General features: G+C 62.0%; 10 protein-coding genes. 3 read left to right on the top strand and 7 right to left on the bottom strand.

Annotated features, from left to right (window positions below; all coding sequences use genetic code 11):
• Positions 1-4 precede the first annotated feature (4 nt).
• Entirely contained in the window at positions 5-1,207 is a 1,203-nt protein-coding gene (locus tag JYG36_RS02245; protein ID WP_213602971.1) for an MFS transporter, read from the bottom strand.
• A 97-nt stretch (positions 1,208-1,304) separates the two neighbouring features.
• Between JYG36_RS02245 and JYG36_RS02240 the strand changes: the two genes are divergently transcribed.
• Both JYG36_RS02240 and JYG36_RS02235 read left to right on the top strand, forming a co-directional pair.
• Positions 1,305-2,207 carry a LysR family transcriptional regulator gene (locus JYG36_RS02240; RefSeq protein ID WP_213602969.1) on the top strand — a complete coding sequence of 301 codons (903 nt, stop codon included), beginning with the start codon at positions 1,305-1,307 and terminating at the stop codon, positions 2,205-2,207.
• A gap of 114 nt (positions 2,208-2,321) precedes the next feature.
• Entirely contained in the window at positions 2,322-3,986 is a 1,665-nt protein-coding gene (locus JYG36_RS02235; RefSeq protein ID WP_093378458.1) for an FMN-binding glutamate synthase family protein, read from the top strand.
• A 30-nt stretch (positions 3,987-4,016) separates the two neighbouring features.
• On the opposite strand, the gene JYG36_RS02230 is transcribed toward JYG36_RS02235, so the two are convergent.
• Positions 4,017-5,318, bottom strand: coding sequence for an OprD family porin (locus JYG36_RS02230; protein WP_045201189.1), 1,302 nt, complete (start codon positions 5,316-5,318; stop codon positions 4,017-4,019).
• A 227-nt stretch (positions 5,319-5,545) separates the two neighbouring features.
• Entirely contained in the window at positions 5,546-6,235 is a 690-nt protein-coding gene (locus JYG36_RS02225; RefSeq protein ID WP_213602967.1) for a DsbA family protein, read from the bottom strand.
• 246 nt (positions 6,236-6,481) lie between these two features.
• On the opposite strand from JYG36_RS02225, the gene JYG36_RS02220 reads away from it, so the two are divergent.
• Entirely contained in the window at positions 6,482-8,584 is a 2,103-nt protein-coding gene (locus JYG36_RS02220) for a TonB-dependent receptor (RefSeq protein ID WP_045201187.1), read from the top strand.
• A 70-nt stretch (positions 8,585-8,654) separates the two neighbouring features.
• Here JYG36_RS02220 and JYG36_RS26570 read toward each other — a convergent pair whose 3' ends face one another.
• From JYG36_RS26570 to JYG36_RS02205, 4 genes are all read right to left on the bottom strand, one after another.
• Positions 8,655-8,855, bottom strand: coding sequence for a hypothetical protein (locus JYG36_RS26570; protein WP_045201186.1), 201 nt, complete (start codon positions 8,853-8,855; stop codon positions 8,655-8,657).
• A 184-nt stretch (positions 8,856-9,039) separates the two neighbouring features.
• A complete protein-coding gene (aguA, locus tag JYG36_RS02215; protein ID WP_195885252.1) occupies positions 9,040-10,146 on the bottom strand; it encodes an agmatine deiminase in 1,107 nt (368 codons plus the stop codon).
• A 20-nt stretch (positions 10,147-10,166) separates the two neighbouring features.
• Entirely contained in the window at positions 10,167-11,045 is an 879-nt protein-coding gene (aguB, locus tag JYG36_RS02210; RefSeq protein ID WP_093378447.1) for an N-carbamoylputrescine amidase, read from the bottom strand.
• Between the two features lie 170 nt (positions 11,046-11,215).
• The gene (locus JYG36_RS02205; RefSeq protein ID WP_213602965.1) at positions 11,216-14,125 is read right to left on the bottom strand and encodes an aminotransferase; all 2,910 of its coding nucleotides are present in this window, start codon (positions 14,123-14,125) and stop codon (positions 11,216-11,218) included.
• Positions 14,126-14,331 lie beyond the last annotated feature (206 nt).

Here is a 14,331-nt window from a genome sequence, read left to right as displayed (position 1 = left end):
GTATTTACGTCCTTGTAATGGAGGGGTCAGCGGTTTCTTTGAACGCGTTCTTGTCGGTGGAATCGGTGGGCTGCCAGCCGAACCAGGCGATCAGCATCACCAGCAACTGCGCGGCCATGATCAGCGGCACACAGCCTGACCAGCCCCAGCGCTGCCACAGCAGCGCCGGCAACAGCGCACCGACGCTGCCGCCCAGGTAATAGAACGTCAGATAGCAGCCCACCGCGCCGGCCTTGTTGTGCCTGGCAGTGGACGTAACAAAGGCATTGGCCGCCGCCTGGGCCAGGAACACGCCGGTGGAACTGAGCGCCAGCCCCAGCACGATCCACCACAGGCTGCTGAGCAAGGTCAGCATCGAGCCCAGCAGCCCCAGTACCCCGGCGAATACCACCAAGTGCGCCGGCGGCCTGGCGCTGGCCAGCTTGCCGGCAATCGGCGTGACCACCAGCGCCAGCAAAAACACCGCATAAACCGAACCCAGCGCGGCAACGCCAAGGTTGAACGGCGCGGCCAGCAGGTGCAGGCCGACATAGGTGAAGGTGGCGATCTGCGAAAACAGCACACAGAAACCAACCAGATAGGCCGCCAGCAACGGTCGGTTGCGCAGCATGCTGATACGACTGTTGGCGATGGTGATTTCGATCAGGCGCGCGCCGCTGGGCAGCAGCCGGTGAATGCTCAGGCCGATCAGCACGGTCAGCAACGCCAGCAGGATGAACGCTTCGCGCCAGCCCAGGTATTGGGTCATGACCCCGGTCAGAAAACGCCCGGCGAAACCGCCGAGAATGGTCCCGGAGACGTACAGGCTGGTAACTTCGGTGACTTTCGCCCCCTGCCAGCGCTCGCCGACGTAAGCCACGCTGGTGGCGAAGATCACCGGGATCAGCATGCCCTGGACAAAGCGCCAGAACAGCAGGCTGTTCAGGTCACTGGCCCCTGCCAGCATCAAGCCCGGCACGCTGAGCAACAGGGTTGCCGCCACCAGCACGGTCTTCTGGCTCCAGCGCCGGGTCAGCACGCCGACGAAGGGCGCGACCAGGGCCACGGCCAGGGTCGTGGCGGTGATGCTCCAGCTGACGTGCCGCGCATCCACGGCGAAGCTCTGCGCCAGCTCGGCGAGGATGCCCTGGGTAGCGTAGAGCGGCAGAAACGCGGCGCATCCGCAGAGGAACATCGCGATTCGTGCGGCAGACAGGCGCGATTGCATGGGAAAACTCGTTACAGTGACGAGTATTGTTTATAAGGTGCGGTCATTGGCACTGGCCAATACCGATTTCCGACCGATTGATACCTCAAGGTGCAACATGCTCGATGTGCGAAAGCTGCGCTATTTCATTGCCGTCGCCGACGACCTGCATTTCGGCCGCGCCGCGCAGCGCCTGCACCTGGCGCAACCGGCGCTGACCCGGCAGATCTCGGCCCTGGAAAGCCAGCTGGGTTTTCGCCTGTTCGAGCGCAGCAGCCGTGCAGTCAGTCTGACCGGCGAAGGCCAGCAGTTCCTGCCTTACGCCCGCGGGGTACTGGAGCAACTGACACGCAGCGAAAGCTTCGCCGCCAAGCTGGCCGCCGGCACAGCCGGGCAGTTGAGCATCGGCTATGCCAGCTCGGTGGCCTTGAGTGACCACTTCACCCAGGCAATCCAGCAGTTTTCCCACGCCTACCCGCAGGTTCGCCTGACCCTGGTTGAAGAAGCCTCCAGCGCGCAATGGCGCAACATCGTCGAAGGCACCCTGGAAATCGGCCTCAGTCGGCTGTTGCCACCCCAGGAGTTCACGGAGCTGCACGTCCAGCCACTCGACCAGGAGCCGCTGCTGGTGGCACTGGCCACGAACGATCCGCTGGCGGCACTCGACACCATCAGCCTCACCCAGCTGCAAGCGCATCCTGTGGTGCTGTACACCGACGAGCAAGGCACCGGGCTCAACGATGCCATCGAGCGCTTGTTCCAGCATTGCCAATTGCCCTTGCTGCGGGGCCCGCGCGGACGGCAGATCACTTCGATCATTGCCCTGGTAGCCGCCGGCCAGGGCATTGCCCTGGTGCCTGCCTGCACCCGTGCCCTGAACCAGCGCGGCGTGTGCTACCGGCCTCTGAAGGAAGCAGCCGCCAGCATCGACCTGCTCGCCATCAGCCACCGCCAGCGGCGCTCGCGGGCAGCCGAGGCGTTTCTGCAAATACTTGCCCGGGCAACCACACCCTGCGCATGAGCACGGCCCTCTGGCAAGCACGCCCGGGATAAAAGTGTTTTACCGAAACCACTGGTTTTCTGGCGGGACGCTTTGCCTATCCTAGGAAGGATCTCTCATATCAGCGGAAGATCCATGAAAGCTTCGCTTCCCAGCCGCTACGCCTGCCTTGTCGGCTGTCTCGTTTTCAGTTTTGCCAGCCTGCCGTTTGTTTCTGCCCATTCCTGGTTGTGGCCGTTCACCCTGATCAGCGCCTTGCTCAGCCTGGTCGGCCTCAATGACCTGCGCCAGAGCCACCACGCGGTGCGGCGCAACTACCCGATCCTGGGCAACATTCGCTACCTGATCGAAACCATCCGCCCGGAGATCCGCCAGTACTTGCTGGAAGGCGACGATGACAAGCTGCCGTTCTCCCGGGCCCAGCGCTCGCTGGTGTATGCACGGGCCAAGAACGAGAGCGCCGAGAAGGCCTTTGGTACGCTCAACGATGTCTACCGGCCAGGCTTCGAGTTCATCAGCCATTCCATGCTGCCAGTCGAAACCCCCGACCCTGCCTCATTTCGCATCAACATCGGCGGCCCGCAGTGCCGCCAGCCTTACTCGGCGTCGATCTTCAATATCTCGGCGATGAGCTTTGGGGCACTCAGTGCAAATGCCATTGCCGCGCTGAACAAGGGCGCAAAACGTGGCCGCTTCGCCCATGACACCGGCGAAGGCAGCATCAGCCCCCATCACCGCGAGCACGGTGGCGACCTGATCTGGGAAATCGGCAGCGGCTATTTTGGCTGCCGCACCCCGGAGGGTCGTTTCGATCCGCAGCGTTTCGCCGAACAGGCCGGCGACCCACAGGTGAAAATGATCGAGGTCAAGCTCAGCCAGGGCGCCAAACCCGGCCACGGCGGGATCCTGCCTGGGCACAAGGTCAGCGCCGAAATCGCCGCCACCCGTGGCGTGCTGATGGGCCAGGACTGCATCTCACCGGCGGCGCACAGCGCCTTCCGCAGCCCCGTGCAACTGCTGCAGTTCATTGGCCAGTTGCGCGAGCTGTCTGGCGGTAAACCGGTGGGCTTCAAGTTCTGCCTTGGCCACCCGTGGGAATTCATGGGTATCGCCAAGGCCATGCTGGCTACCGGCATCGTCCCGGACTTCATTGTCGTCGACGGCAAGGAAGGCGGCACCGGCGCCGCGCCACGGGAGTTCAGCGACAACATCGGCGTGCCGATGCGCGAAGGGCTGATGTTCGTGCACAACACCCTGGTGGGCCTGAACCTGCGCGACAAGATTCGCATTGGTGCCGGCGGCAAGATCGTCAGCGCCTTCGACATTGCCAGCGTGCTGGCCATTGGCGCCGACTGGGTCAACTCGGCCCGCGGCTTCATGTTCGCCATCGGCTGCATCCAGTCGCAAAGCTGCCACACCAACAAATGCCCGACCGGCGTGGCGACCCAGGATCCGTTACGCCAACGCGCCCTGGTGGTGCCGGAAAAGGCCGACAGGGTTTACAGCTTCCATCGCAACACCCTGCATGCCCTGGCCGAAATGCTGGCTGCTGCCGGCCTGGATCACCCGGCCGAGCTCAAGCCCAAGCACCTGGTTCGGCGCATCAGCGCCAGCGAGATCCGCCTGTTTTCGCAGTTGCATGTGTTCCTCAAGCCCGGTGAGTTGCTCAGCGGCTCGATCGACAGTGAATTCTATGCACGGATGTGGCGCATGGCCCGCAGCGACAGCTTCGAGCCGGAGAGCGGCGAGGTGCAGGCGATCAAACCTGCTGTGCGGCGAAAACAAACAACCCCGGCCTAGGCCGGGGTTGCTGGAGACACCAGACAGCTATCAGAGGATGCTGATCGGGTACTCGACGAACACGCGAACTTCGTTGCCGTCGTCGTTGTAGCCGTTCTGACGAACGCTTTCGGAGGTACGCAGGAACGAGCTACGCAGTTTGACGGACAGGTCCTTGGCCGGGCCTTCCTGAACCACGTACTTGAACTGGTTGAAGATTTCGCGCTCTTTACCTTCGCCGAAGCCGTGGGTGTTGATGTTGTCACCACGCACGTAGGCCACTTTGTAGGTCAGGCCCGGTACGCCAAAGGCGCCGAAGTCCAGGCCGTAGCCCAGCTGCCAGGAACGCTCGTCTTCAGCGTTGAAGTCGGACCAGTAGGAGTTGGCCAGGTAGATGGTCGAGCCACCGTCACCCACGCCACCGGCGTTCTGGTAGAAGCCGTACTGATAACCGGTGTCGCCAGTGCTGCGCTGGTGGGCGATGGTGATCGAGTGCGGGCCGAAGGCGTAGGTAGCCGCCAGGCTCCAGATGGTGTTGGAGTCACCGGTCAGGTCGGCGGCAGCGACGTACTTCTTGTCGATGTCCGACTTGTAGCCGTTGAAGTCCAGGGTCAGCGACTGGTCGTCGGCGATCGGGTGAACGTAGTTCACGCCCAGGTAGTGCTTCTTCAGCACGTCTTCGACGTCGGAGGTGTACAGCGAAGCCGAGAGGTTTTCGCTGAACTTGTAGCTGCCGCCGAATACGTTGATCGACTTCAGGCCACCGCTGTCACGGCCTTCAGCACTTTTACGGGCTTCCTGGGTGAAACGACCGGCGTTCAGTTCCAGGCCCTTGATCTCCTTGGAGGTGATCAGGGTACCGGTGTAGCTTTCTGGCAGCAGGCGACCGTCGTCGTACTGCAGCACTGGCAGCTCAGGCATCTGGTCACCGTACTTCAGTACAGTGTTGGAGATGCGGAACTTGATTGCTGCGCCACCACGGGCCAGGTTGTGCGGGGAGTTCTGCTGGTTGGTCGGCGAGTCGCCGTCCGCCGGCTTGAAGAAGTCGATACCGCCACCGCCGTTGCGGCCTTTACCACCGTCCAGACGCACTGCGTACAGGCCGAAGGCGTCGACACCGACACCAACGGTGCCCTGGGTGTAGCCGGAGGAGAACTTGCCGATGAAGGCCTGGCCCCACTCGCTCTGGTCGTTGGTATGGTGCTTCTTGTCACGATTGATGAAGGCATTGCGCAGCAGAACGCTGGCTTTGCTGTCTTCTACGAAGCCCTTGGCCTCGGCCTGGTCATTGGCCATAGCCTGAGTCGCGGCCATAAGCCCCAGCGCGACCAGACTGATCCTGGTTTTCAACATTTTATTTTCCTTATTACTTAGTCAAAGACGCTCTGCGACCAAACGCCAAAAACCACGCCCCCTGCGTGGGTTGACGCTCACGGGTCTGAAAATAAAAAGCCCGCCTGCGAGTGTTCGCAGCGGGCCTTTTTTCTGGACTCTTGGCCGATGGGCCTACAGGCGTTGACCGAATCCTATCCGTGTGCGGATCAGCATGTCAAAAATTCGTGAAAAGTAAGTGTTTCTGCTTACAGAAGGCAGCCATCCGCGGCACAGAACGCCGCGTTTGCGGCATCTTTCTCCGCGCTCAGATAGAACTCCCTGTCCAGCCAATGCACGAAGGCCTCAGGCTTGCCGAGGAAAGGACCGATGTCGATGACCTGCAGCCGCCCTTCGCGTTCCAGCACCAGGGTTGGATAGCCCTGGCCACCGACGCTGGCCATGAACGCACGACTGGTGCGCATATGGCTCTGGGTATCCACATCGCGCAATGCACTGGCAAAGTCGGGTGCAGGCAGGCCCATCTCGGTGGCGATGGCCTTGAGCACGCCATCATCGGCAATCCGCCGGCCTTCCACGTAGTGCGCACGCTGCAAGCGCGCCAGCAACTCCAGGCCACGCCCGGCGAGCTGCTCTGCTGCCAGGATCGCGGCTATGGGTGGCTGTGAATCGAAGACGGCGTCGTTGTCACGCAACAGGCCCTCGAAGTAGTCCTGGCCGAAGGGCTGCCCGGTGTACTCGGCAATACGCCGGTCATGGGGCATGACGAAGTCGCGCAACTGCGCCGAGACCCTCTGGCGATTGGCTCCGGCCATCATCCCGCCACCGTGCAGCACAACCGGCATCAACCCGCTGGCCGCATTGATCAACGGCTCGGCGCCGTAGCACCAGCCGCACAGCGGATCGAACACATAGTGAAGGGTGGTTTGTACCGGCATGGGCGCCTCCTGAAAAAATGATGACGTCAGGTTAGGCCGGATGAAGGTTGCGAAAAACGCTGCACGGGTTACAGCTTTGTTGCGAAAAACAGTACAAATTCACCGCTAAAACTAAAGGCTGATAGACAGAAATATTTTGAAACAAACAGCTCGTCGATAGATCCAGAAACAATTAACGTTAGTAAATGGCAAGCATTATCATTCGCGCAAAATTTCTTCACTCTAATAAATGCCCGGATGTCCGTCATGCTTGCCCCTTGCCGCCTCTCTCCCCTGACCCTGGGCCTGTCGCTGTTTTTCAGCTCAGGGTTGGTCACTGCTGCCACCACCACGTTGCCCGAAGTCTCGGTTACCGCCGAGTCTGACCGTGAACGCGATGACCCGCGGGTACGTGAAGTCAGCACCGCAACCCGTACCGCCACGCCCGCCCGCTACGTGCCGCAGGCTATCGATTCGGTGAAGACCAGCAACGTGCTGGATTACGGCAGCAACGACCTTGGCAAAGCCCTGAGCGGCATCCCCAACGTCAGCAGCGGCGCCGATACGCGCTTTGACAGCGTGCGCATCCGTGGCTTCGATGCCAGCAACGACTTCTACCTCGACGGTATCCGCGACGACAGCCAATACGTGCGCGACCTGCACAATATCGAGCGGGTCGAGGTGCTCAAGGGCCCTGCCGCGGTGCTCTATGGCCGTGGCAGCCAGGGCGGGATCGTCAACCGGGTGAGCAAGATGCCGGAAGCCGGCCGCCGTTCCAGCATCGAGGCCCAGGGCGGCAGCGAGGACCTGCGCAGCCTGTATGCCGACCTCAGCGCCGACCCGAGCGACAACATCAGCCTGCGCCTGAACATGGGCAACCAGGACAACAACAGTTTCCGCGACGGCATCGACGGCAGCCGCCAGCTGTTCGCACCCTCGATGAGCTGGCAGCTCACCCCACAGTTGAACTGGCTGGTGCAATACGAGTACAGCCGCTACAACCGTACCCCCGATCGCGGCATCCCCAGCGTCAACGGCCGCCCGGCCGACGTTGGTCGCGACACCACCTACGGCGATACCCAGCGCGACTTCATCGACGACAAGGCGCAATCGCTGCGCTCGCGCCTGAACTACCAGCTCAACGACACCTGGCAAGTGCGCCACACCCTGGGCCTGTTCAAGCTCAACAGCGATTTCGACAATACTTACCTGACCGGCTACAACGCCACCACCAACCAGGTTACCCGCCAGCGCTGGCAGCAGGACCTGAACACCCGCAACCTGTTCAACAACCTGGAACTGGAAGGCAATTTCGACACCTTCGGCCTGCAGCACACCCTGCTCACCGGTCTTGAGTTCGGTAACCAGCGCCGCGATCCGATCCTCTACACTGCGGCGACTTCCGGCGCAGGCGCTCGCCCGGTGCCGGGCCTGGACCTGAACAACCCCAACCGTAACCTGCAGCACAACGGCACCATGGTGGTCTCCAGCAACAACCACACCGTGGTCGACAGCCGTGGCCTGTACCTCCAGGACCAACTGCGCCTGAATGATCAGTGGCAAGTGCTGGCCGGGGTGCGTTTCGACCAGTTCGAAGTGCAAACCACCAACAAGGTCCGCGGTATCTCCGAGAAGCAGGACAGCAACAGCACCAGCCCGCGTCTGGGCGTGGTCTATTCGCCGTGGAAGGAGCACTCCTTCTATGCCTCCTGGAGCAAGACCTTCTCGCCAGTCGGCGGCGGCCTGATCGGCATTACCCCGGGCGCGGCCGGCAATACCAACGAAACCAGCCCGGAACAGACCCGGCAGAAAGAAGTCGGGGTCAAGAGCGACTGGTTCGACGAACGCCTGAGCACCACCCTGGCGGTTTATGAGCTGGAGCTCTACAACCGCCGCACCAGCGACCCGAACAACCCGGGCATCACCTTGCTCAGCGGCCTGCAGCGCTCACGCGGCGTCGAGCTGACCGCCACCGGCAACATCGTTGGCAACTGGTACGTACGCGGCGGTATCGGTATCCAGGATGCAACCATCGTCGAGGACAACAACGGCCAGGAAGGCAACCGCGTGAGCAACGTTGCCAAGCGCAACGCCAGCCTGTTCGTTACCTGGAAACCGGAAATGGGCTGGTACGGCGAAACCGGCCTGACCCTGGTCGGCGAGCGCTATGCCGACAACCAGAACACCGCCGTGCTGCCCGGCTATGGCCGTTGGGACGCGCTGGCAGGCTTTCGTACCAAGGACTGGGACCTGCGCGCGGCGCTCAACAACATTACCGACAAAACCTACTACAGCTCGGCCACCAGCGCCGCGCAGATCCAGTTTGGCGACCCGCGCAGCCTGATCGTGACCGGCACCTACAGCTTCTAAACACCAGGCAATAAAAAAGGGCGGCATTGTTCAGGCAATGCCGCCCTTTTCATTGTTGTTGCCGAACCCTCTAGCGGCTGCCATCACCCAGCAGCGCTTCCAGCTCTGCCTCGCTCAGCAGGCCTGCCGGATAACGCGCCAGTAACGAGCGACGCTGATCGGCCTTCCTGACCCGGTTTGCTCCATGGTGTTTCAACCATTGCGCCACGCGCTGGAGGGACTCGTGATTCACCGCTGATGGGGGCGAAGCCGGCTCACTTGCTGCATTCATTTCGACACGTACTCCCTGGGGCCGTGAGCGGCTAACCTACTCAAACTTTGTGACAGAACCATGCTGGTCTATCTGTTTGAAATACAATGCAAAACAAATACAAGAGGTGTGCCAGAAGACTATGCCGGTCGTCGTCCACGCATAAAAAAGCCCGTCAATCGACGGGCTGTTTTCTTACTGCACTTCAGCCTTTGGCTGGCGCCGGTTGTTGCTGGGTCAGGCAATGGATGTTGCCGCCGCCCAGGAGCATCTCGCGCCCGGGGATCATGACCACTTCATGGTCAGGGAACACCCGCGCCAGAATCGCTCTAGCCTCGGCATCTGCCGGGTCGTCGAAGCTCGGGGCGATGATGCCGCCGTTGACGATCAGGAAGTTGACGTAGGAGCCAGCCAGGCGCACCGACGGGTTGCGCTCCTGGCTGCCGGCCACCGGATCGACCCCGGCGCACTCTTCTTCAGTGGCGAACAGCGGCCCCGGAATCGGCATCTTGTGCACGGTGAAGGCGCGACCTTTGGCGTCACGGCTGTTTTCCAGCACCTCAAGTGCGCTATGGCAGCGTGCATAGTTGGGGTCTTGCGGATCATCGGTCCAGGCCAGTAACACTTCTCCTGGGCGGACGTAACAACAGAAGTTGTCGACGTGGCCGTCGGTTTCGTCGTTGTACAGACCATCGGGCAGCCAGATGATGCTGTCCACCGCCAGGTGGTCACGCAGGATGGCTTCGATCTGCTCGCGGTTCAGGTGCGGGTTGCGGTTGTGGTTGAGCAGGCATTCTTCAGTGGTGATCAGGGTGCCTTCACCGTCGACATGGATCGAGCCGCCTTCGAGCACGAAGCCTTCGGTGTGGTAGCGCTGGCAGCGCTCCATCTCCAGCACCTTGCTGGCCAGTTGCTCGTCACGGTTCCACGGCGCGTACAGGCCACCCTCGAAGCCGCCCCAGGCATTGAAACCCCAGTCGACGCCGCGTACTTCACCGCTGTCGTTGATGACGAAGGTCGGGCCGGTATCACGGACCCAGGCGTCGTCGTTGCTGATTTCCACCACGCGGATGTTCGGCAGGTCCAGGCGCGCCCGGGCGTTGTCGTACTGCGCGGCCGAGACGGCAACGGTCACCGGCTCGAAACGGGCGATGGCCTTGGCCAGGGTCACGTGGGCAGCCTGTACCGGCTTGCCACCCAGGCGCCAGTTGTCCGGGCGCTCGGGCCAGACCATCCAGACCTGGGTTTGTGGCGCCCATTCGGCAGGCATGTGGAAGCCGTCGGCGCGCGGGGTACTGGTAAGCGTTTTCATAGAGGATCCTTGCTGAACTTTCAGGATTGCAGCGCGCCGTCGAGGGTCTTCAGCGGGCCGTACAGATTCGGACGACGGTCGCGGAAAGTACCCCAGGCACTGCGGGTGTGCTCAAGTTTATCGAGGTCGAAAGTATGCACCAGCACACCCTCCTCGGTCTCGTTCAGCGCCTGGACCTTCTCGCCGTACTGGTCGGCGATGAAGGAGGAGCCGTAGAAGGTGATGTCGTAGCCGTCCTGTTGTTCGCGGCCGATACGGTTACTGGCCACCAGCGGCATCAGGTTGGCACCGGCATGACCTTGCTGCACACGCTGCCAGTGGTCGCGCGAGCAGATGCTCTGGTCGTGCGGCTCGCTACCGATGGCGGTCGGGTAGAACAGCACCTCGGCGCCGAGCAGGGCCATGCTGCGTGCGCACTCGGGGAACCACTGGTCCCAGCAGATGCCGACGCCGATTTTCGCGTAGCGGGTCTGCCAGACCTTGAAGCCGGTGTCGCCCGGGTTGAAGTAGTACTTTTCGTGGTAGCCGGGGCCATCCGGAATGTGGGTCTTGCGGTACACACCGAGGTTGCTGCCGTCGGCATCGATGATCGCGATGCTGTTGAAACGCGCACGCCCGGCCAGCTCGTAGAAGCTGATCGGCAGCACCACCTGCAGCTCTTTGGCGAGCTTCTGGAAATGACCGATGGCGGCGTTGGTTTCAACCGCTGTGGCCAGTTGCAGGTAGTCCGGATTGGGCTTCTGGCAGAAGTACGGGGTTTCGAACAGTTCCTGGATCAGGATGATCTGCGCGCCCTTGGCAGCCGCTTCGCGGACCAGCCGCTCGGCGGTTTCCAGGTTGCCCTGGCGGTCCCAGGAGCAGGCCATCTGGGTGGCGGCAACAGTGACAGTGCGGCTCATGCATTCCTCCTCGGCAGGTGCTCGGGCCAACAAGGCCAGGCCACCCTGGTGATAATGGAGGCATTTATATCCGATAAATATCGGCTTTAAAAGTGTCAAATAGAAAATATCAGGCGTAAAAAAGCCGGTTAATTCGATAACAATCGGATTAACCGGCTTTAGCTCAAGGGTTACAGGTCTTCCAACAGTACCCGGTCGATGCTGTCGACGAAGAAGTCCACGCTCGCGCGGGTGGTGCACATCGGCGGCTTGATCTTGAGAATGTTCAGGTAATCGCCAGTGGGCTGCATGAAGATACCCAGGTCACGCAGGCGGTTGCACAGAAGGGTAGTCTCGGCACTGGCCGGCTCCAGGCTCTGGCGGTCACGCACCAGTTCCAGCCCCAGGTAGAAGCCGGAGCCGTGCACGGCACCCGCCAGCGGATGTTTATCGACCAATTGTTGCAGCCGTGACTTGAAGTAGCCGCCGACTTCCCGGGCGTTGTCCCACAGCCCTTCTTCTTCCATGACATCAAGCACGGCCATGCCGATTCGGCAACTGACCGGGCTGCCGCCGGCGGAGGAGAAGAAATAGCCCTCGGCTTCCAGCGCCTCGGCAATCTCCCGGCGGGTGATGACCGCGCCCAGTGGCTGGCCGTTGCCCATGCCCTTGGCCATGGTGATGATGTCCGGCACCACGCCCTGCTCTTCAAAACCCCAGAACCAGGTGCCCAGCCGGCCATAGCCGACCTGCACTTCGTCGGCGATGCATACCCCGCCCGCCGCCCGCACCTTGGCATAGGCTTGCTGCAGGTAACCCGCAGGCAACGAGATGCCGCCGGCATTGCCGTACACCGGCTCGCAGATGAACCCGGCCAGTTGCCGCTGCTCGGCAGCCAGCGCATCGAGCTTGGCATCGACGTCGCGCAGATAGTCGGCGGCGCTCTCGGCGCCACGGTAGGCGCCGCGATAGGTGTTGGGCGCGATCACCGGGTGAACCCAGTCCGGCCGGGTGCTCAAGGCCTGGGGGTTGTCGGCGATGGAGGTGGAAATCGCATCGGTGGCCACCGACCAGCCGTGATAGGCCTCAAGTACGCTCAGCAGGTCACGCCCACCGCTGTAGGCCCAGGCCAGGCGGATCGCCAGGTCGTTGGCCTCGGTGCCACTGTTGACCAGAAACACCCGGTCCATGCCGCTCGGTGCCAGGGCCAGCAAGCGCTCGGAGAATTCGGCGATGGCGGCATAATGAAAACGCGAGTTGGTATTGAGCAACGACCATTGCCGCGCCGACTCGGCGACCATGCGCGGGTGCCCGTGGCCGAGCACCGCAACGTTGTTGAGCATGTCCAGGTAGGCCCGCCCCTGCATGTCGAACAAGTAGTTGCGCCAGCCGCGCTCGATATGCGGCGGCTGCTGGTAATAGTGTTTTTGCGAGCGGGCGAAACTGGCATCGCGCCGAGCCAGCAAAGCCTGGGCATCGACCAGCGGTTCGGCGTCGCAGGCAAAGCCGAGGATGGCTTGCGGCGAGGGGCACAGTGCCTGCCAGGCCTGGGCCCGCGAAGGCACGACAAAAGCTGGCGGATACAAGCCGGCCACCCGGCATAACTGGACCGTCAACACTGCGCCAGTGGTGCCCAGAGACTGTCCGATGGCCAATGCCTCCCCGTCGGCCGGCGTCTGATCCAGCCCGTGCAACCACAGGCTGCATTCATTACCCTCAAGGCAGCCGCTGTCTTCGCCATATTGGTGCCAGGTCCCGGCCCAAGGAGCCTGGAGCACCGTGGCGCAAGGCAGATGCAGTTCGACATGCAGGGCGCACGTCGCAGGTTCAGCGGGATTGTCGATGTGGGTCTGCGACAGGCGGTACTGCCCATACAGGCTGCTGGCAGCGCCTGAAGCACTGGCCTGCTGCGCCAGCACGCGCTGATCAATGCCGGCTTGCTCCCAGTTGCCGGCCTGGTAATGCTCACTGAGCACACCAAGATCCACGCCAATCACCCGGGCGGCCACCGAGGCAGGCAGGAGTGGCGCCGAGTCTTCCAGCGCCAGCGCAGGCAGCTCATGCCCGCTCGCCTGCAGAATCGCCGCCTGCATCAGTTCGGAAGGCACGCTGGTAGCGACGTCGAAAATTTCCCACTCATGGGCCAGATTGTCCCGGCTATAGCTGTTGCCGGGGTCGACGCTCAGTTGTTGCTCGCTGCTCAATACCAGCACCGCAGCGCGGGCCACCACCAATGGCCACAAGGCGTTGAGTTCGGCGGCGCTCAGCGGGTTGAGCGCATGATAAGCCTCGATCGCCGGCAAGATGCGCAGGGGATCGCCTTCGGCGTGGTGCAGCAAGGCCGCGCAGGTGACCGAGAGGTCGGCAATGCGCCAGGTGTGCATCAGGTCGCCGAAATCGATGACCCCCTGCAGTTGCCACTGGCGCTGCTCATCACGCGCCCATACGGCGTTGTCATCGGTGATGTCCAGGTGCACGGCTTGCGATGGCAGATCCTTGATCAACGGCTGCAGATGTTCCCAGGCCTGATCTGCGGCGGCTTTTACCCTGGCTTGCTGCGGGTTGTTATCCAGTATCGGCAACAGGTGATTGATCAACGCCTGGGCATGACGCGGATCCCACTGCAATGTGCGCTCAAGGCCCGGGTGAGTGAAACTGGCCAGAGCCTGGTCGACCCGCGCGCACAGGCGGCCGAGCTCAGCTACCAGGCGCGGCTCCATGTGCTTGATGCGGGTCAGTGACTGGCCTTCTATATAGTCGAGCAAGCGCACGCGTAGCGGTTGGCCGTCGACAGTCACCGTCAACAGTTGCTCACCGGATCGGGCAGCCTGCACCGCAGGCACTGGCAGCCGCTGATCGCGCAGGAAGCCGAGGGCGGCATGCTGGGCTTGCAGTTCCTGCTCGGCATAGGCGCCATGGCAAACCTTCAGCACGTAGCGCCCATGGTCCGAATCGATAAGAAAATTCAGGTCTTGCTGGCTGCCCAATGCCTGCAATGAGCCGCTCAAGCCAAAGTGTTCCTGCAACAGGGTTGCGGCCTGCTGTTCACTGACTTCAGGGCATGGCTGGCTGGAGCGATGGATCAGGGTACTGAGCGACATGGGCAGGGGGACCTCATTTTTTTGTTGCCTATATCGCCACTGCTTGTGCCGGTTGGCAAGAATAACGGCTAAAATTGCGCAACATTTGCTCAGTTTTATCGAGCACCCCGGGTAAGAAGGACTGTTCGGCGCTTTTTGCTTGCGCCTGCCTGCACCCGGCCACAAGCTGTGCACCCTAAGTTCAATGTCAGTTACGGAAGAAAGGC

This window comes from Pseudomonas sp. SORT22 (genome assembly GCF_018417635.1).
Taxonomy (GTDB): Bacteria; Pseudomonadota; Gammaproteobacteria; order Pseudomonadales; family Pseudomonadaceae; genus Aquipseudomonas.
This window is presented reverse-complemented; position numbering and strand designations above follow the sequence as displayed.

What these genes read in the sequence shown, in the direction of transcription:
- JYG36_RS02230 (WP_045201189.1), bottom strand. Translation starts at nt 5,318, where the DNA reads ATGTTGAAAACCAGGATCAGTCTGGTCGCGCTGGGGCTTATGGCCGCG.
- JYG36_RS02225 (WP_213602967.1), bottom strand. Translation starts at nt 6,235, where the DNA reads ATGCCGGTACAAACCACCCTTCACTATGTGTTCGATCCGCTGTGCGGC.
- aguB (WP_093378447.1), bottom strand. Translation starts at nt 11,045, where the DNA reads ATGAGCCGCACTGTCACTGTTGCCGCCACCCAGATGGCCTGCTCCTGG.
- JYG36_RS02235 (WP_093378458.1), top strand. Translation starts at nt 2,322, where the DNA reads ATGAAAGCTTCGCTTCCCAGCCGCTACGCCTGCCTTGTCGGCTGTCTC.
- JYG36_RS02220 (WP_045201187.1), top strand. Translation starts at nt 6,482, where the DNA reads ATGCTTGCCCCTTGCCGCCTCTCTCCCCTGACCCTGGGCCTGTCGCTG.
- JYG36_RS02205 (WP_213602965.1), bottom strand. Translation starts at nt 14,125, where the DNA reads ATGTCGCTCAGTACCCTGATCCATCGCTCCAGCCAGCCATGCCCTGAA.
- JYG36_RS02240 (WP_213602969.1), top strand. Translation starts at nt 1,305, where the DNA reads ATGCTCGATGTGCGAAAGCTGCGCTATTTCATTGCCGTCGCCGACGAC.
- JYG36_RS02245 (WP_213602971.1), bottom strand. Translation starts at nt 1,207, where the DNA reads ATGCAATCGCGCCTGTCTGCCGCACGAATCGCGATGTTCCTCTGCGGA.
- JYG36_RS26570 (WP_045201186.1), bottom strand. Translation starts at nt 8,855, where the DNA reads ATGAATGCAGCAAGTGAGCCGGCTTCGCCCCCATCAGCGGTGAATCAC.
- aguA (WP_195885252.1), bottom strand. Translation starts at nt 10,146, where the DNA reads ATGAAAACGCTTACCAGTACCCCGCGCGCCGACGGCTTCCACATGCCT.